This window comes from Bacteroides faecalis (genome assembly GCF_003865075.1).
GTDB classification, from domain to species: Bacteria; Bacteroidota; Bacteroidia; order Bacteroidales; family Bacteroidaceae; genus Bacteroides; species Bacteroides faecalis.
In genome coordinates this window covers 170,820-188,371 of sequence record NZ_BHWB01000006.1, presented here as the reverse complement: position 1 = coordinate 188,371, position 17,552 = coordinate 170,820, and the positions used below count along the sequence as shown (strand labels likewise).

The window sequence follows — 17,552 nt, the reverse complement described above, 5'->3', positions numbered from 1 at the left end:
TTACCATAAATAGTTCTGAGTGATTTTCTTGTTTCTATCCAATGCTTCCTGAGAGATAGGGAACAAATAATGTTTTTTGTTGAATATTCTTTTTTCGGCTATTGTACGTTGCCAGAATGCACCTCCAGGCTTATGATCAGTAGTCATTACGTTCATACCGTATACCGGACCTCTTTCTGTTTCTTCGGCGATTCTCCAAGTACGCGTATCAAAGAAACGATATCCTTCGAATGCAAGCTCTACCTGACGTTCATGGCGTATTAACTCACGCATCTTATCTTGGTCTTTTACCTCTTCTGGATATACTTCCTCCAGATTCGGTACACCTGCTCTTTCACGGATTAGATTGATATATTTCAGAATATCCGCATTGCCGGGATCACATTCGTTCAATGCTTCTGCATAGTTTAGATAGATTTCACCTAAACGGCAGATTGGCCAAGAGAAACGTCCATATTCTTTGTTTGCATGATTAAGAGAATGGTCGCTCATCTTACTGATTAGATAACCGGTTTTTGAATAGTTGTGTGATGATCCCGGACCACTATTTCCTCCATAATAGAACTCTACGTCGATAGTCTTAGAACCGGCTTTCCATTTTTCACCGCTCCAACATACACTTACATAGAATCTAGGTTCACGATTCATATACATCGTATTTGTATTGCTGTATGTTATACCGTCCGCAGGGTTTTTCACATTCTGGAATTTTCCTTCTGTATAGTTTGCCTCCGGGTCAAAAACCGGATTTGCACCATTGTCGGTATATCCAATGATTGGATAACGTCCATTGTCCATTGCATAGGCATCTACCATTTTTTGTGTAGCTGCTACTCCACCATACGAAAGATCTCCAATACCTCGTGGGGTAGTAACGTATCTCCATTCTTTAGCGTTGAGCGCACGTCCGAAGATAACTTCGTTATTCCAAAGTGACAGATAAATACCCGCATAGGATTTGTATGGATCTAAATTTCCGTTCGTGTATTCTTTGTATAGATCATAGATACCCAGATCGATAACGGCTTTATTCGCTTCGGCAGCCCATTCCCATTTCTTTGCATTATATGCTTGTGGAAACAAATGTTTTCCTTCTGTGGAGACGATGTTTTTGTAAAATGAGTCGTCACTATTATATAGTTTTCTGGCTGAGTAAAGTAACATACGGGCTTTGAGTGCCAATGCAGCTCCTATGGTCGGTTTACCATACCAGTTGGTTTCCTGTTTCTCAGGTAATATCTCGGCTACTTCATCAAATTCCTTGCAGATGTAATCCATACATTCCTCCCAAGTAGAACGTTCTTTGCCTAAGTCCAAATCTGCCGAAGTAATATCTGCTACTTCATCACCAAGTAGAATGACCGGGCCATACATACGCATCATCATGGCATAGTAGTAAGCACGTAGAAAACGTGCCTCAGTTTTCCATTGCAACTTCTCTTCAAAATTGATTTCAGGACATTTATCTACGTTCTGCATAAAGAAGTTTGCTTCACGGATTCCCTGATAATATGACTTCCAGAATGCCTGATAAGGGGGGCTGTCCGGAGACCATGAGCCATTGTTCATATAACAATAACCTCTTTGAAGATAAGTGATACAAGCTTCGTCTGATGCTCCCAACCACGGTGTGTTCTTAGCGGTATGTGATTCATCAATCATATAACTGTATACATTGAATAAGTACTGCTGGGTAGTCGCACGTTTCTGGAAAATCATTTCGATAGTCAGAGCATCGTCAGGCTGTCTGTCCAGATATGAATCACATGAATTCAGCATCAGGGCAAAAGCAGAAATTCCTATATATTTTATAATGTTCTTCATTTTTATATCTAATTTATAGTGTTAAAAGTTTACGTTAATACCGAAGTTAAAGACTCGGTTTGCCGGATAATTAGAACCTTGTCCTTGCAGTACTTCCGGATCCCAAAGTTTAAACTTGCTGAAAGTCAGTAGATTTACTCCGGACAGGTAGAGACGCAGACCACTAATGTGCATAGGCTCAATCCATTTAGTAGGGAAGTTATATCCAATTTCAGCTGTTTTCAAACGGAGATAGCTCATATCTTTTTGCCAAAATGAGGAACTACGAAAGTTATTCTCATTAGAACCAAGAGATAAACGAGGATATTTTGCATCTGTGTCCGGATTACTTTCCGACCAGTGATTGTAGTAAATATCTTCATATACACCACTTTCTACCATGTTGCGGCCTTTGAATGCTTGGATGGCCGAACCACTTTGCATTAAACTTACATGACCTGCTCCCTGGAAGAATACAGAGATGTCGAAACCTTTCCATGCAGCTGACAAACCGAAGCCATAAACGATTTCCGGTACGCCGGCCCAACCAAGCGCTTTCTCGTCATTTTTGTCAATCTGACCGTCACCATTGATATCGATGTATTTGATATCACCCGGTTTCACATCTCCGAAAGTCTGTTTAGGCCAAGAGTCAATATCTTCCTGAGACTCGAATAATCCGGCTGCTACTAGTCCGTATTGTGGCCATAATGTTTGTCCTCTGCGGTTTAAGTACGGATATTTCCAATCCGGTTCGTCGTTGTCTACTATTTCATTGTGAGCGTAAGTGAAATTGGCTTTTCCAGACAAGCGTACTTGACCTACTCGTTGATTGTATTCCAGAGAAGTATCAAAACCTTTGTTTTTCATTTTACCTACATTTACATATGGTTTGGTTGTGATACCCATATATAAAGGTAATGAATTACGTTCCAAGAAAATGCCTTCACGTCTTTCTGTGAAGTAGTCGGCTTGAATTTTTAAAGCATTGAAAAAAGATACTTCTACACCTACATTCATTTTCTTAGCACGTTCCCATCCTACATTCGGATTGGCCCAGTCTCCTACACGTATTCCTTTTTCAGTATGTGAGTTTAAACCGAAGTCATAGCTTCCACTATCTACTACTGTTGCATTATAGATGAAACGTCTGCCACCACCAATCTGGTCATTTCCGACTTCACCGTATGAACCTTTAATTTTAAACATATCAATAGTACTTGCCAAAGGTTCCCAGAACTTTTCATTAGAAACCAACCATCCGGCAGCTACTGACGGGAAGAAACCAAATCGATTACCCGGGCTGAAGTTTTCAGAACCGTTGTAACCAAAGTTTCCTTCAATAAAGTAGCGGTTATCATAAGCATAGGTTATACGTCCTGCGATACCTTGATGGCGATAGGGGAGTGCATCTTCTGCATTATCTACACCGGTTTTATTTTTTTGTTTCTGGTTATACAGGAATAAAGCTCCAAGTGTGTGTACTCCAAATGTACGGTTGTAATTTACAGATGCTTCGATATAAGTCGTTGTATAGCCGGTATTACCTTTTGAATAATTCAGATTTTCTTGTCCAATATTACCTTGAGTATACAGTATTTCACCCTCTTCGTCGCGTCCGTTGGCCATAAACGTCGGCACTTGTTTCGAACGTTTAATCCAATTATAGTTCTGTGCGTCAAAAGAAAGTTTGACGTTGGCTGTTAATCCCGGAGTGATTAGTTCGGAGAAATCCTGTGTCAATCCAATCAGTGATTGGGCGTTGTTCCAGAATCTTTCGTAATATCCGGATTGAGTCAAAAGGTTATAAGGGTTGTTTCCTTCAGAAGTAGTAGGACCGGAGAATTTTCCGTCTGAGTAACGTAATGGGAAAGCGTTCGGTGCAGTGATATATGCATAATTCCAGATGGTTGAAGCATCAGCACCCGGTCCGTTTAGTTTCTCAAATACGGAGGACAGATTTACATTCAAAGTGGTAGTCCGATGTAGTTTTACATCTACGTTAGAACGGAAATTATATCGTTTGAAGTAAGTCGATGTATTGTATTCGTTCATCGAGTCGCTTTTGAACATACCTCCTTCATTATAGAATGCTCCGGAAATATAGTATTTAGCAATGTTACCACCACCACTAACGCCCAGGTTCACTCGTTCACTGAATGCGTAATTGTTATAGAGTTCGTCCATCCAGTCTACATTCGGATACAGATCCGGGTCCTCTCCTGTACGGTATTTTTCAACAGCTTCTTCATTGTAGTAGTTCTTTCCGTCGTTGGCTGAACGATAGGCTTCGTTGTACATTTCTACAAATTGCATAGCATTTACCATTTTAGGGCGTTTGGTCGGGCCTAACATTCCGGCTTCTGCGCGGAAAGAGATTCTAGGTTTTCCTTCTTCACCTGTACGTGTTGTGATCAGGATTACACCGTTGGCACCACGAACACCGTAGATAGCCGTTGCAGCAGCATCCTTCAACACTGAGAAAGTTTGAATATCTTCAGGATTTACAAGGTCCATATCCCGTTCGATACCGTCTACCAATACCAATGGTTTCTTGTTGGCTCCGAATGTACTGATACCCCGAATCCAGAATTCTGTACTTGCACCCGGTTCGTTATTCTTCTGTAGTGTAATAAGCCCTGAAAGCTGACCGCCTAGATTATTACTTAATTTAGATACAGGCATTTTCAGAGCGTCTACTTTTACACTGGAAATGGAACCGACTACACTTTCTTTTTTCTGTGTTCCGTATCCTACTACCACTACTTCATCCAACTGCTGAGTATCTTGTTGAAGTTTGCATAAAATAGGCTGATTACCTTTTATTGTGATTTCTTCGGTTTTGTAGCCAATGTACGAAATAACTAATATTCCTACTCCACCTTTCGCCTTTAACTCAAATCCTCCGTCTATATTAGTAACTGTTCCGTCCGGAGTTTCTTTCAACCAGACTTGAGCACCAATGATTGGTTCGTTTGTTTCTGCGTCCAACACTGTACCTTTTACTATTTTTAGTGTCGTGTTTGCCTGCGTGATAGACTGTGGAGTCGTTTTTACTAAGATAATGTCATTCGATTTAATAACATAAGTTAGCCCTGTGCCGTCCAATGCTTCATTAAGGATTTCTTCGATAGCCCCTTTTGTTTCGTTGACATGTACGGAAATATTATCGATAAGCCCTTTCACATATGAAAAACGATAACTGCTGGAACCTTCTATCTGTTGAATCAGATCTTTTAGGCTCTTAACTTGTTTTGTACCAGTTAAATGTATCTCCTGTGGTGATGTCTTATCTGCACTTACCGGGATGGAAAAGCAGAAAAGGAGTGCTAGAAACGACCATAGTATGGGCCGTCTCGGGAAAAGAAATAGTTTCATAAGTAAAAATGTGTGTTAAATTATTTTTTTAGATATATGGTATCGTTAATGGTTTGAAAATGTGTTCCGGTTGCCAAGGTTATGACATCTAGCGAGTGCTTTAATGAATTGGTCCGGTCAATACATCCGGAGAATACAATATTCTGACTTGCTTCATTGATAACTACATTGGCATTATAAATACGATTGAGAATTTCAATTACTTCTTTTAAGCTTATGTCTTTGAATGTATATCGTCCATTTCGCCACTCTGTATCCTCAAGATTGGTCTTTTGTACAACCATTTCTTTATTAGCAGTATTGTAAACTAGTCGTTGTTCAGGTTTCAGAGAAATACTTTTTTTATCTGCACAAAAAACGATTGCTCCTTTAACTAAAGTGGCTTCTACTGTTGAATTGTCCTGATAGGCACGAACATTGAATTCTGTACCTTTTACTACAATTTGTGTACCTTTTGAACGTACTGCAAATTCATTGCCATTCATTTGTTTCTTCACTTTGAAAAAGGCTTCTCCATCTAAATTCACAACACGTTTTTCGGAAAGAAAATCACTGGAATACGATAATTTTGAGTTAGAGTTGATGATCACAACAGAACTATCTGGTAACATCACTTCAGATATAGATCCTTTCGGAACAGTGATTTCACTTAGGGTGGAAGAAGAATCTGAAGATGTCAGATGCATTACGGCCATTGTACTGACGATTCCCAAAGCGAAAACAGCTGCGTATTTCCACATTTTACTGAGAAGAGAGATTCTATGAATCTCAGTCGTTGACTTTTCTGGATGAGACTCACTTTGACTGATATTATGCTTGATTCTCTCGTAAATGGCTTTATATTCAATCATGTTTTCCGGTAAAGAATCAACAGATACTTGTGTCGTTGCAAATAGGTACATTTGTTGATTCGTATGGCTTTTTTTTCTCCATTCCTCAATTAACACCTGCTCTTCTTTACTGAGAGTAGTGTCTTTAATGATTTTGGATAAAATGTCAAATGCCTGATTATTTTTCATAATTTTCTATTTGTATTATTTTGTAAGGCTAACATAACGCTTTTGTATCGTTTTATATAGTATGGACGAAAGAAAATGAAAAATCCCCTATCGGAAAAGCATATTTTTTTTAAAATGATAATATATTTTTTTTTTGAGGTGAAAAACTATATATTTGCACGAAGTACACAACGACAAATTTGATGGAAATAGACAACCAGATCTTAATTCAATTATATGATAAAATACGCCAAGATGATTCGAAAGCTTTCGAATCGCTCTATCATCTAATGTATAAACGACTGTATAGTGTGGCTAACATGATTCTGGAATATCGGGAATTGAATGAGGAAGTGTTGGAGGAGGTATTTACTTCATTATGGGTTAATCGCCATAAGTCGGTCGTTGAGAATGTTTTTACTTATCTGTATGTCTTGACAAAAAATAAAGCCATTGATACTAAGCGGAAAGAAGATCGTTGGGCATATCTTACATTGGAAGATGTACATGACGATTTACTTTGTACTTCTGCTACTCCTGAAGCGGCTATTGTTTCAAAGGAAGAATTACATATCATACATTCTATTATTAAAGGTCTGCCCGAGAAAAGAAGAAATGTACTAATGCTTACTAAATATCATGGTTTAAAAATAAAAGAAGTAGCTGATATCTTAGGTATTTCAGTGAAGACTGTAGATAATCATTTGGCAGCTGCTATTCGGGATATTCAGGAAGCCCTTAAAGAGAAAGGAATAGATAAAACTAGTCAAATGAGGATTATGGGTTGGCTGCTTTGACTCTATAAATTTTTATTTTATTGCAATTATAATGTATATCCTACATTAATTTTATTAATATACCATTAATCGGGAAATAGTGAGAAAATCGTTTACGGCAATTTTGTTTGCTTTGCTTTGTTGCGCTTTTACAGTAAAAGGGCAGGAATTGAAATATTATAATGCCGATAATTTCCCACTTATCGGAAAAATGTCTGATGCTATTGATGGATGTTACGCACTTTTGCCACTTTCTTGTAAGGATGTGAGTGAGAAGTGGGTTTGGATATTGGGGCAGGATACACCCATTAAAAAAGAAAGGTTATAAGAATCTGCATTATTTGAAAGCAGATGGTTTGACAGGAAAAGATGGAGAAAGTACTGTCGATGGTGAGCATTTTACAGACTTAGGTTTTTATCGGTTTGCCGAAGGGATATCTCCTATGGTAAAGAAACTAATGAAACGTGCTGAAAGATAGTGCGTATAATTTTGATAAACAGATTTCTGAGAATAAGGTAATCATCTGCAAGCTGCCGCTATAAAACTCTGAAAAGGTTTATGGGGAGCCGTAAGGCAATGGCAGGCAGCCACAGATGATACTTGTGATAAGTCAGAATTTATCGTTTAATAGTTGAAATATATTGCTCATATAATGTTTGGTAACAACTAACCAAATCCTTAACGTCCGGATATTGGGATTCGTACATGAATGGACCTTTATAGTTGACTTCATTAAGTGCAGAAAGTATATCTACCCAATTATTTTCTCCTTTGCCTGAACAGGGAAAATAATGACACTCTTTCTTCCCATCACCATCCGAGACATGTACAGACTTTAATCGTTTCCCTAAAGCGCGAATCAGTTTTTCCGGGTTCTTGATGTGGTTCATATCAACTGCGGCATAAATGTTTTTAGGAAGGCGATTCATAATTGTCATCATTTCGTCTACTGTTCTGCATAGTGGACGTTCCCGGTTTTTGTCTTTTAAAAGTTCATATCCTAACATATTCTCGATTACCATTTTAGCTCCGATCTTTTTGACTTCCTTATTTAATTCGATTGCAGATTGGATCATTTGATTCATTCTGACATCTCTTTCGTTCAGTCCAAGGTAAAAGCTAGGGTGAAAAAGAATAATTTTAGGCTTTAATATCCGGCAATATTGTAAGACAGATTTATGGTATTCAACAACACTTTTTCGTTCATTCTCATCTGCTTTAGACAAATCCACATCATTTCCGAAAGGCATGTGGATGGACCATATTTGAATGCCTGCTTCATCGGCGATTGCTTTGGCTGCTTTGACACGACGGATGATTTCTTCTTCGCTACATTTCCCCTTTTCTACTATAGCATTGAGTGATGTTTCAATACAAGTAATACCGGCCGCTTTTGCATATTTCATTTTTTCAGTCGTGATACCGTTAATTCCTACGGAGTAACCAACTTTTAAAGGTTGAGGAGCTTGTTTTGATTTGGACTGAGTACTTTCGGATATTAAAAGTAAACAGAATAATAGCAATGTTTGCAAATAAATCTTTTGTTTCATGGTTATATTGGTTTGTTTATACAGCATGGACGAAAGTAAAAGAAAAGTCTACTATCCATAATTATTGTTTTATTAAAAAGTAACAAGTCTATCATCTGTTAGTTTCACCTTTAGACAACTATAAAAGTCGTCTAAAGGTAATTTTAGAAGGATTATTCTTCTGGTGAAGAATTTGAATGGTAGATTTAATAAAATCAGCGTCTTCGCATGTATATATATTCACAAACTGTTGTGGATTACGATCTATGAGAGGAAACCAGGTACTTTGTATTTGTACGACAAGCCGATGTCCCTTTTGGAATGTATGGGCAATATCCGGCATTGTGAAACGTACTTTAGTTGGCTGTCCCGGAACAAAGGCTTCCGGGTGTTCAAAGCTGTTTCTGTATCTTCCACGCATGACATCTCCGCGTACCAACATTTGATAACCGTTCATCAAATAACGGTATCCGCTTCCTTTTCCATCCTTTTGATCGTTGTATGCAAAATCTTCAGGAAATTCGTCGATGACTTTGACGACAAAGTCTGCATCTGTTGTAGTTACAGTCACTTCCAGTTCTACTTCCACTTCTCCACCAACTGTCAGAGGCTGTTCTAATGTTTCGGTTTTGAAACAGAGTACGTCGGGACGACGTTCGGCAAAACGTTGGTCATCAGTCATATACTCTTTAGCCCGGGCGTATGTTGTTTTGTCCGTATAAGGGACGGGCTTCGCAGGATCGGAAACATATTCCGAATAAGAAATCGTTTTATTGGGAGTATTGGTACTAAGTGTTCCTTTTTCATCTAAATAATAAGATACTGCCTGTGCTTTTTTGTTTGGCCAGGATTCAAATTCTTTCCATTGATTTTCTCCGGAGAAGAATATATTAACTTTACGTGAATCGGTTATTGGAGTCCCTTTCCCATTCAAATAATATTGTAAAAAAGGATATTCTATCTGCTCCTGATAATAAGGTACATTTTTTGAACCGAAGCGGACATTACCTAGATAACTACCGTCGTTCCCTCCCCAGGCACCATGATACCATGGACCTACAATTAAATGCAAGTCAGTATCCGGGCTTTGTTTATGAATGGCTTTGTATAATTCCCAGGCACCGTAGCAATCTTCAGCATCAAACAATCCTCCTACAACTAATATAGCCGGTCGAATATTGTAACAGGAACGACGTGTGTCTCTTTGTTGCCACCAACTGTCATAATTAGGGTGAGCCATTAAGTCATTCCAATAAGCAATACTATCACCTAATAGACGAGTGAGGTTTTTCAATGCGCCTGCTTTCAAGAAGAAAGAATATTCATCTGTTTGATAATAAGGTTTTGCCGGAGTACTTTCTTCCGTTGGTACGGGGCGAGGGCGATTCATAGAAGCAGCAAATCGAAAACCGTCACAAAGCATGAAAGCACCATTGTGATGGTAGTCATCTCCTAAAAACCAGTCTGTGACCGGCGCTTGTGGGACAGCAGCTTTGATAGCAGGATGTGTGCTCAATGCTCCCATTATTGAATAGAAACCAGAATAGGATGAACCGATGATTCCGACATTTCCGTTATTCTTTTTTGTATGGTGCAGAAGCCATTCAGTGGTGTCATATACATCACTCGCTTCATCAATATCTTTTTTCTTTTTCTTATTGGCAATAAAAGGACGTACATTTACAAATTCTCCTTCACTTTTCCAGCGTCCACGTACATCTTGAATAACAAAGATATATTTTTCCCGCGCATAATTTTGCCAGGTCCCCCAGAGACGACTATTCATTTTCTCCCCATAAGGAGAAGCTTTGTACGGAGTGCGGGTGATCAGGATAGGAGATAGCTTTTCTTGATGAACAGGTTCGTAAATTGCAGTATATAGATGTATACCATCCCGCATCGGTATCATTTCCTCTCTTTTGGTGTAGTTTTCTTTTATCCATGCTTCATTTATCTCCTGTGCCGACAAACAATCCCCAATAAGAAGGAAATAAAGAAGTGGAACAAAGCAGAAAACTTTGCTCCACTTATTAATATAATAGGTCATTGTGTTTTTCAGATAGAAAGTTAAAAGTTATACGATCATCAGCTCTATACCCATCTCTTCAATGGATTGAGCCATAGATTTAGATATACCGGAGTCTGTTATAATAACGTCTATCCGGTCCAGATTACAGATCTTACCGAAACCTCTACGTCCGAATTTGGAGGAATCTGCAAGAATGATTGTACGGAGAGAAGCTTCGATCATTTTTTTATTAAGAATTGCTTCTTCTATGTTTGAATTGGTGATACCATATTCCAAATCAATGCCGTCTACTCCCAGGAAAAGTTTAGAACAAGTGATTTGCTCAAAGAATTGTGAAGTATAATCACCTATAACGGAGAATGAGTTTTTTCGAACAGTTCCTCCTAGCTGTATAACTTCGATATTATTGACGGCGTTTAATAATAATGCCGTTTTAAGAGAAGCTGTCACTACTGTCAAATGGCTGGTCGGTATAATTTGCTCAGCGAACATATGTACTGTAGATCCCGAAGCGATAATAATAGAATCATTTTCTTCGACTAATTTAGCTGCTTCAATTGCGATTCTTTTCTTTTCGTCTTTCCGTAGTTTCTCTTTTTCCTGAACATCTATGTCAGAAGTCAGCGGGTTAATAGGACTTGCACTTCCGTGAGTGCGGTACAATAGCTTCTTCTCTTCCAGATATTTTAGATCCTTACGGATAGTAACTGGGGTAACATCCAGCTCTTTAGCGATGTCAATCACTTTGATGAATCCATTCTTGGCTAAACTTTCAAGAATATACTTGTGTCTTTCTGCTATACTTGTCATACTCTCATATTTTTTCTTACAAAGATAAATTAAATATTGATATGTGGCAAATGAAAGTCGGAAAAGTTTCATAATATAATGAAAATAGTTGTTTTAGTTGAGGGAATATCTCGTAAAAGAAAAATAATTTGCATATTTTATTGCATTGTATTTCTTTTTATGTATATTTGCGGCAGTGTATAATGATAAAGAAAAGAAAACGAAAAATAAAGAGCAGGAAATTGCTACTTTTCTTTAGGTGTACTGATGGAGGTGATTGTTGCTTTGATAAAGAAGCATAAGGCGGATGAACATGTCATGCTGACTGTTCATCTCGGAGCCCATGGCAGAATATGATTGCTTATGTGGAACCTGCTATCACTCCGGAAAATCAGAAGATATGTGAAATGCTTCGTGCGCGTGGATTGCATTGTATGATTAGTGTGGCTTCGACGCATGATAAACTGAAGACGAAAGAAGAACGCGCAGCGGAATATAAAGAAGAGATTAATAAACGACCGGATATTATAGAATCTGATATACCAGCTGAGGTATGGAAGGTTTTACAATTGGGTAAGTAAATTTTAATACTGTGAAGATGTCAAGAGTAGAAGAAGCTTTGAAGGCTGCGAATGAGACACGTGCCCTTCGTATAGGTAATGGAATATTAGAGGAAGTTGCCGAATTATTTAAAGAACAGTTTCCGGGAAAGAAAGCGGTTGTAATAGCTGATGAAACAACCTATCGTATTGCCGGTAAGAGGGTGGAAGAAGAATTGAAACAAGCAAAAATAGAAACTCTTCCTTCCTTTATCTTTACGGATTCTGATTTATATGCAGAGTATTCATATATAGATCGGTTGGTGGATTCATTGAAACAACATGCTGCTATTCCAGTAGCTGTAGGTTCCGGTACAATTAATGACTTGACTAAGTTATCATCTCATCTTACGGGAAGAAGATATATGTGTGTGGCAACAGCTGCATCTATGGATGGATATACCGCTTTTGGTGCATCTATAACAGCAGATGGTGCGAAGCAGACCTTTAGCTGTCCTGCACCACAGGCGGTTTTGGCGGATACATCGATTATAAGTAAAGCACCCGGGCCTATGACAGCTTCCGGATATGCGGACTTGTTTGCAAAGGTTACTGCCGGTGCAGACTGGATTTTGGCAGATGCGTTGGGAGTGGAAGCTATTGATGAAAAGGCATGGTCTATCGTTCAGGATGGTTTGCATGATGCCTTGTCATCTCCTAAAAAGGCTGCTGAAGGAGAAGAGAAAGCGATTTCTCAACTGATTGAAGGATTGATGTTAGGAGGGTTTGCCATGCAATGGTCGAAATCGAGCCGTCCGGCTTCGGGAGCTGAACATCAATTCAGTCATCTTTGGAATATGGAACACCATCTGAATAATGGTGAGCATATTTCTCATGGCTTTCAGGTGAGTATAGGTATGTTAGCTATTACAGCATTTTATGAACAAGTATTGCAGACTCCATTCGAACAGTTGGATGTAGAGGCTTGCTGCGCAGCTTGGCCGGAACCTGAAGTAGCAGATAAAATAGCCCTTGATATGTTTGTGGGTACTGATTTCCCGAATATCGGTTTGCAGGAAACAAAAGCAAAATATGTGAATCGCGAACAGTTGAAAGTTCAACTTCAACAATTGAAAGAAAACTGGCCGAAGATAAAAGAGCGTTTGTCCGAGCAACTCATTTCTTATAGTGAGGTTAAACAGAGACTTCAACTGGTAGGAGCTCCGACGGAGCCGGAAGAGATTGGTATAACAAGAAAGCGTTTGCGTGAGGCATTTATTCGTGCACAATTTATTCGTCGCAGGTTTACAGTTCTTGACCTTGCTGTACGTACAGGATATATGGAAGCCTGGCTGGAAGGACTATTTAGTAAGGGTAAAATCTGGGAAATAACAGACTAAATACGAAAAAGATGGAACTACAAGGAATGGCGCCTGAAGTGGCAAAGAAATTTAAGTATTGGCAGACACGGACCATTATTGCGAGTATGATAGGATATGCATTATTCTATTTTGTTCGCAAGAATCTAAGTATTGCCATGCCTGCTATGCAGGAAGATTTAGGTATTACAAAAGGAGATCTGGGACTATTTCTAACATTGCATGGCCTGTTGTATGGTGTGTCTAAGTTTGCAAATGGTTTTATAGGTGACCGAGTGAATGCCCGTTATTTTATGGTGACTGGTCTGGTACTTTCCGCTGCCTGTAATATCCTGTTCGGATTTAGTTCAGCAGTGATAATGTTTGGAATCGTGTGGATGTTGAATGGTTGGTTTCAGGGAATGGGCTTCCCTCCTTGTGCCCGCTTGCTGACTCATTGGATTCCTCCTACACAATTGGCTACCAAAATGTCCGTATGGAACACTTCGCACTCTATCGGTGCAGGGCTGGTGGTAATTGTCTGTGGCTATATTGTTAGCATGGGATGGCGTTGGTGTTTCTGGATTCCTTCTATTATAGCTTTGGTAGGTGCTGTCGGATTATGGTTTGCTTTGCGCGATACTCCACGTTCGGTAGGTTTGCCGGAGCTAAATCAGAAAACGTCGGGTGATGAAAAAGAAGATACTTCTGCCGAGTTTAAGCAATTTGTACGGAAGAAAGTTTTTGGCAATCCTGCTATTTGGGTATTGGCCATTGCTAACTTCTTTGTATATACAGTGCGCTATGCAGTACTTGATTGGGGACCGACATTGTTGGGCGAATGGAAAGGAATTTCTATTCAGCATGCCGGATGGATGGTTGCAGCTTTTGAAATCTCAGGAATTGTAGGAATGCTTGTAGCCGGATGGGCTACCGACCGTTTCTTCGGTGGGCGTGGTCCACGTGTATGTGTTATTTGCATGGCGTTGGCTACAGTCTTCATTGGTTTGTTTTGGGGAGTACCTCATCCTCCGATGTGGTTAGCTACCCTGTTGCTGGGAGCAGCCGGATTCTGTATTTACGGTCCACAGGCGTTGGTAGGTATTGCTGCGGCTAATATTGCAACGAAAAAAGCGGCGGCAACAGCTGTCGGATTTACCGGATTGTTCGGATATGCCAGTACGCTGGTTTCCGGCTGGGGATTAGGGCTTCTGGCACAACATTACGGTTGGGATTATGCAATCGGAGGATTAATTCTGATTGCCATTATGGGAACTTTGATATTTTTAGCTGCATGGTCAGCAAAAGCAAATGGGTATGATAACGATTGAAAATAAGGTAGAAGAGTCATTGAGTATGGAAATGGCGACACGTTTAAGACAGATAAAACATATTGCGCTGGATATGGATGGTACAATCTATAATGGAAGTACGTTGTTTCCTTTTACTATCACCTTTTTGAATAAGATGAGGGAATTGGGAATTGGTTATTCGTTCCTGACTAATAATCCTTCGCGCAGTACTGCTGATTATTTGTACCACCTGAAAGAAATGGGAATTGAGGCGACAGCAGATGAGTTTTATACTTCTGCGCAAGCGACTATTGATTATATACACACGCATCATCCGGAATATAAGAAGCTCTTTTTGCTGGGTACTCCAAGTATGATCCGGGAGTTTGAAGAAGCGGGTTTTATTTCTACATCAGATGATGCTGAAGATGAACCGGATGCAGTAGTAGCTAGTTTCGATATGTCATTGGTGTATCCAAGATTGTGTCGTGCGGCTTGGTGGGTTAGTCGGAAAAAGTTTTATATTGCAACCAATCCCGACCGGGTTTGTCCTACGGATAAACCGGTGGTACTGGTAGATTGCGGTTCCATTTGTTCTGCATTGGAATATGCTACGGGCCGTAAACCGGATGTGATTGTAGGCAAGCCTGATCCACGTATGTTACATGGAATTATGGAACGTCATGGATTGCGTGCCGAACAGATCGCTATGGTAGGTGACCGTATTTATACGGATATTTTGATGGCTCAGAATGCCCAGGCTCTTGGTGTATTGGTATTGTCGGGAGAGACAACTTACGATACGGCCATATCTGTTCAGCCCGGTCCGGATTTAATCCTACGGGATTTGGCTGAACTTCAGGAATTAATTATATTTGCTCAAAATATAAGTTAGTGAATGCGAAAGTTAATTATTTGTGTCCTGCTATTTTTACTTGGTAGTGGTGAAGGTAGCATGTTGCGGGCGACAAAGTCGTCCGCAACAGTTTTTTTGAAAGCCTTGCAGATGAATATCTGGAAGGGAGGTTCTGGAGTGGAAGGTGCGGTCGATATGATTGCGGACGAAATCATTCATTCGGGTGCAGACGTTGTATTTCTCAATGAGTTGAGTGATTACAAAGGTGAGAATTTTATTCTTCATATGATAAAAGAGTTGAAGCAGCGTGGACATACGTTTTATGGAACAGAGACATCATTGTCTGTAGGGATATTAACTCGTTATCCGATTGAAGAACAACGAATTGTCTGTCCTCCCGGAAAGGGGAGCAATGGAGCGGTTGTGCGTGTGCTGTTATCAGTTGCCGGAAGAAAAGTAGCTGCTTATGCTACACATTTAGATTATCGTCATTATGCTTGTTATATGCCTCGTGGTTATAACGGGAGTACATGGAAAAAGATGGATGCTCCGGTGACCGATGAAGCAACTGTTTTGGAAATGAACCGAAAAGCTTATCGTGAAGAAACAATTGCTGATTTTCTGCAAAAGGTACAGCCGGATATCGAACAAGGTTATGCTGTGTTGCTGGGGGGAGACTTTAACGAACCTTCTCATCTGGATTGGCAAAACGATACGAAAGACTTATGGGACCATAATGGTGCAGTTGTGAATTGGGATTGTTCCAAGTTACTTTATGAAGGAGGATTTAAAGATGCCTATCGGGTGGTTCATCCTAACCCTGTTACTCATCCGGGTTTTACATTTCCAGCCGGTAATAAGGCCGTCTCAGTGGATAAACTGACATGGGCTCCTGAGGCCGACGAACGTGACAGGATTGATTTTATTTATTATTATCCTACCACTTTTATGACTCCTGAAAAAGCTTGGGTAGTTGGACCTGAATATTCTGTAATAAAGAGTGAGATCAAGAAAGAGAAAACTCGTGACCGTTTTCTTCGTCCGAAGGGTGGGTGGCCTACCGATCATAAGGCGGTAATGGTTTCTTTTAAAATGAAATCTGCACCAGAAAATTGTAGGGGAAAACAGATGGATAAATCTGATAAAACAGATGATATGTCTTTTAATACAAAATACTTTAATAAGTTGTCTGCTCCACTTTCTGATGACTTGATATATAGTAAGGCTGTATATTTGAAAAGGAACCGAGTCGTTCAGTGTATAGATATAGCTAGAGATGGGGATATTTACTATGTGCAAATTGCCGGATCAGATGAGCATCAGTTGAATGTGTTGAAGGGAGCTCCTAATGCAACGAGACCCAAAGATTGTATGGTGCTAGAATATTTTGGACATGGAACTAATATGGCAATTGAAGAAACTAATGGAGAAGCTTATGTTTGGATGGGGAGCCATGGAAATAAAGGAAATGATGGAGCTTACGGAGGTTCTCAGACCATTTCTCGTGTGAAATACGAACCGGGGAAGAAAGTGACATTAGCGGGTGGTGATGTTTTTCATTTGAAAGGAACCAGGAATATACACCCTGCCGTAAATCCGGAAAAAGATTTGCTTGGCGTACAATATTCTAAAAATATATCCGGAGTGAATAATCGTTTCTTTAAAGTATATCGATTAAGTGAAGCTATGAAATTACCATTGTCGGAGGTTAAGCTGGAAACTCTGAAATATGGAGGCGATCATTCCGGCAACATACTTGAAACTTTGGTAGAACTGACTATTAAGGCAAAAGAGTTATCTCAACTTCAGCCTTTATATGAGTTTTCTGTACCTGATGGAGAACTTTATTTTCAAGGATATGATATCGATGATAAATTCGTTTATTATTATGAGGGAATAGGGAATGATAATAAGATAGATACTCCTTCAAGAGCTTGCGTGAGAGTGTATGATAAAAAAGGGAATTTATTGGGACGTAAGAAAGTAGCTGCTATTTCAAATATTATTAGATTAAAGGAGTTAGGACTTGCTGACAGGGGGTATATGGAAGCAGAAGGTATTAAGATTAAAGGGGATACAATGTATTTAGGTTTTGCTTCTCGGAAGATGAATGGTAAGGCGGATGAACGTTTGATTAATGTACTGAAATACACGAATGACTAGCTTGGGTGTTTGGGGGAGTATATAGTAATTGGTTAATTATT

14 protein-coding genes are annotated in these 17,552 nt (G+C 39.5%); 8 read left to right on the top strand and 6 right to left on the bottom strand.

Features of this window, described 5'->3' with window-relative positions; translation table 11 throughout:
- From EJF25_RS12410 to EJF25_RS12400, 3 genes are read right to left on the bottom strand one after another with little or no spacing between them, the layout of a single operon-like run.
- On the bottom strand, positions 1 to 1,824 hold the full coding sequence (locus EJF25_RS12410) for a RagB/SusD family nutrient uptake outer membrane protein (protein WP_125041400.1): 1,824 nt from the start codon (positions 1,822 to 1,824) through the stop codon (positions 1 to 3).
- A gap of 21 nt (positions 1,825 to 1,845) precedes the next feature.
- Positions 1,846 to 5,181 carry a SusC/RagA family TonB-linked outer membrane protein gene (locus EJF25_RS12405; protein WP_200832905.1) on the bottom strand — a complete coding sequence of 1,112 codons (3,336 nt, stop codon included), beginning with the start codon at positions 5,179 to 5,181 and terminating at the stop codon, positions 1,846 to 1,848.
- Between the two features lie 20 nt (positions 5,182 to 5,201).
- Positions 5,202 to 6,200 (bottom strand): FecR family protein, encoded by a 999-nt coding sequence (locus EJF25_RS12400; RefSeq protein WP_125041399.1) that lies wholly within the window; start codon positions 6,198 to 6,200, stop codon positions 5,202 to 5,204.
- A gap of 182 nt (positions 6,201 to 6,382) precedes the next feature.
- On the opposite strand from EJF25_RS12400, the gene EJF25_RS12395 reads away from it, so the two are divergent.
- The 3 genes from EJF25_RS12395 to EJF25_RS12390 all read left to right on the top strand — a co-directional run bounded on the left by EJF25_RS12395 (position 6,383) and on the right by EJF25_RS12390 (position 7,434).
- Positions 6,383 to 6,976: an RNA polymerase sigma factor gene (locus EJF25_RS12395; RefSeq protein ID WP_125041398.1), complete on the top strand. Its 594-nt coding sequence runs from the start codon at positions 6,383 to 6,385 to the stop codon at positions 6,974 to 6,976.
- 79 nt (positions 6,977 to 7,055) lie between these two features.
- Positions 7,056 to 7,283 (top strand): hypothetical protein, encoded by a 228-nt coding sequence (locus EJF25_RS25680; RefSeq protein WP_235016797.1) that lies wholly within the window; start codon positions 7,056 to 7,058, stop codon positions 7,281 to 7,283.
- Between the two features lie 13 nt (positions 7,284 to 7,296).
- Entirely contained in the window at positions 7,297 to 7,434 is a 138-nt protein-coding gene (locus tag EJF25_RS12390; protein WP_235016796.1) for a hypothetical protein, read from the top strand.
- A gap of 139 nt (positions 7,435 to 7,573) precedes the next feature.
- Here EJF25_RS12390 and EJF25_RS12385 read toward each other — a convergent pair whose 3' ends face one another.
- From EJF25_RS12385 to EJF25_RS12375, 3 genes are all read right to left on the bottom strand, one after another.
- The gene (locus EJF25_RS12385; protein WP_125041396.1) at positions 7,574 to 8,506 is read right to left on the bottom strand and encodes a sugar phosphate isomerase/epimerase family protein; all 933 of its coding nucleotides are present in this window, start codon (positions 8,504 to 8,506) and stop codon (positions 7,574 to 7,576) included.
- Positions 8,507 to 8,624: 118 nt separating this feature from the next.
- Positions 8,625 to 10,532, bottom strand: coding sequence for a CocE/NonD family hydrolase (locus EJF25_RS12380; RefSeq protein ID WP_125041395.1), 1,908 nt, complete (start codon positions 10,530 to 10,532; stop codon positions 8,625 to 8,627).
- Between the two features lie 27 nt (positions 10,533 to 10,559).
- Complete coding sequence (locus EJF25_RS12375) at positions 10,560 to 11,324, bottom strand: DeoR/GlpR family DNA-binding transcription regulator (RefSeq protein ID WP_125041394.1); 765 nt, start codon at positions 11,322 to 11,324, stop codon at positions 10,560 to 10,562.
- A gap of 332 nt (positions 11,325 to 11,656) precedes the next feature.
- Here EJF25_RS12375 and EJF25_RS12370 point away from each other — a divergent pair, with 332 nt between their 5' ends.
- From EJF25_RS12370 to EJF25_RS26595, 5 genes are read left to right on the top strand one after another with little or no spacing between them, the layout of a single operon-like run.
- On the top strand, positions 11,657 to 11,884 hold the full coding sequence (locus tag EJF25_RS12370) for a hypothetical protein (RefSeq protein ID WP_235016795.1): 228 nt from the start codon (positions 11,657 to 11,659) through the stop codon (positions 11,882 to 11,884).
- Positions 11,885 to 11,901: 17 nt separating this feature from the next.
- Positions 11,902 to 13,242 (top strand): sn-glycerol-1-phosphate dehydrogenase, encoded by a 1,341-nt coding sequence (locus EJF25_RS12365; protein ID WP_125041393.1) that lies wholly within the window; start codon positions 11,902 to 11,904, stop codon positions 13,240 to 13,242.
- 11 nt (positions 13,243 to 13,253) lie between these two features.
- Positions 13,254 to 14,531, top strand: coding sequence for an MFS transporter (locus tag EJF25_RS12360; RefSeq protein WP_125041392.1), 1,278 nt, complete (start codon positions 13,254 to 13,256; stop codon positions 14,529 to 14,531).
- The gene (locus EJF25_RS12355) at positions 14,518 to 15,387 is read left to right on the top strand and encodes an HAD-IIA family hydrolase (protein WP_235016794.1); all 870 of its coding nucleotides are present in this window, start codon (positions 14,518 to 14,520) and stop codon (positions 15,385 to 15,387) included. The genes EJF25_RS12360 and EJF25_RS12355 overlap by 14 nt, the downstream gene beginning before the upstream one ends.
- Before the next feature lie 3 nt (positions 15,388 to 15,390).
- Positions 15,391 to 17,511 carry an endonuclease/exonuclease/phosphatase family protein gene (locus EJF25_RS26595; RefSeq protein ID WP_125041391.1) on the top strand — a complete coding sequence of 707 codons (2,121 nt, stop codon included), beginning with the start codon at positions 15,391 to 15,393 and terminating at the stop codon, positions 17,509 to 17,511.
- The last annotated feature ends 41 nt before the right edge of the window (positions 17,512 to 17,552 follow it).

What these genes read in the sequence shown, in the direction of transcription:
- EJF25_RS12410 (WP_125041400.1), bottom strand. Translation starts at nt 1,824, where the DNA reads ATGAAGAACATTATAAAATATATAGGAATTTCTGCTTTTGCCCTGATG.
- EJF25_RS12405 (WP_200832905.1), bottom strand. Translation starts at nt 5,181, where the DNA reads ATGAAACTATTTCTTTTCCCGAGACGGCCCATACTATGGTCGTTTCTA.
- EJF25_RS12400 (WP_125041399.1), bottom strand. Translation starts at nt 6,200, where the DNA reads ATGAAAAATAATCAGGCATTTGACATTTTATCCAAAATCATTAAAGAC.
- EJF25_RS12395 (WP_125041398.1), top strand. Translation starts at nt 6,383, where the DNA reads ATGGAAATAGACAACCAGATCTTAATTCAATTATATGATAAAATACGC.
- EJF25_RS12385 (WP_125041396.1), bottom strand. Translation starts at nt 8,506, where the DNA reads ATGAAACAAAAGATTTATTTGCAAACATTGCTATTATTCTGTTTACTT.
- EJF25_RS12380 (WP_125041395.1), bottom strand. Translation starts at nt 10,532, where the DNA reads ATGACCTATTATATTAATAAGTGGAGCAAAGTTTTCTGCTTTGTTCCA.
- EJF25_RS12375 (WP_125041394.1), bottom strand. Translation starts at nt 11,324, where the DNA reads ATGACAAGTATAGCAGAAAGACACAAGTATATTCTTGAAAGTTTAGCC.
- EJF25_RS12370 (WP_235016795.1), top strand. Translation starts at nt 11,657, where the DNA reads ATGATTGCTTATGTGGAACCTGCTATCACTCCGGAAAATCAGAAGATA.
- EJF25_RS12365 (WP_125041393.1), top strand. Translation starts at nt 11,902, where the DNA reads ATGTCAAGAGTAGAAGAAGCTTTGAAGGCTGCGAATGAGACACGTGCC.
- EJF25_RS12360 (WP_125041392.1), top strand. Translation starts at nt 13,254, where the DNA reads ATGGAACTACAAGGAATGGCGCCTGAAGTGGCAAAGAAATTTAAGTAT.
- EJF25_RS12355 (WP_235016794.1), top strand. Translation starts at nt 14,518, where the DNA reads ATGATAACGATTGAAAATAAGGTAGAAGAGTCATTGAGTATGGAAATG.
- EJF25_RS26595 (WP_125041391.1), top strand. Translation starts at nt 15,391, where the DNA reads ATGCGAAAGTTAATTATTTGTGTCCTGCTATTTTTACTTGGTAGTGGT.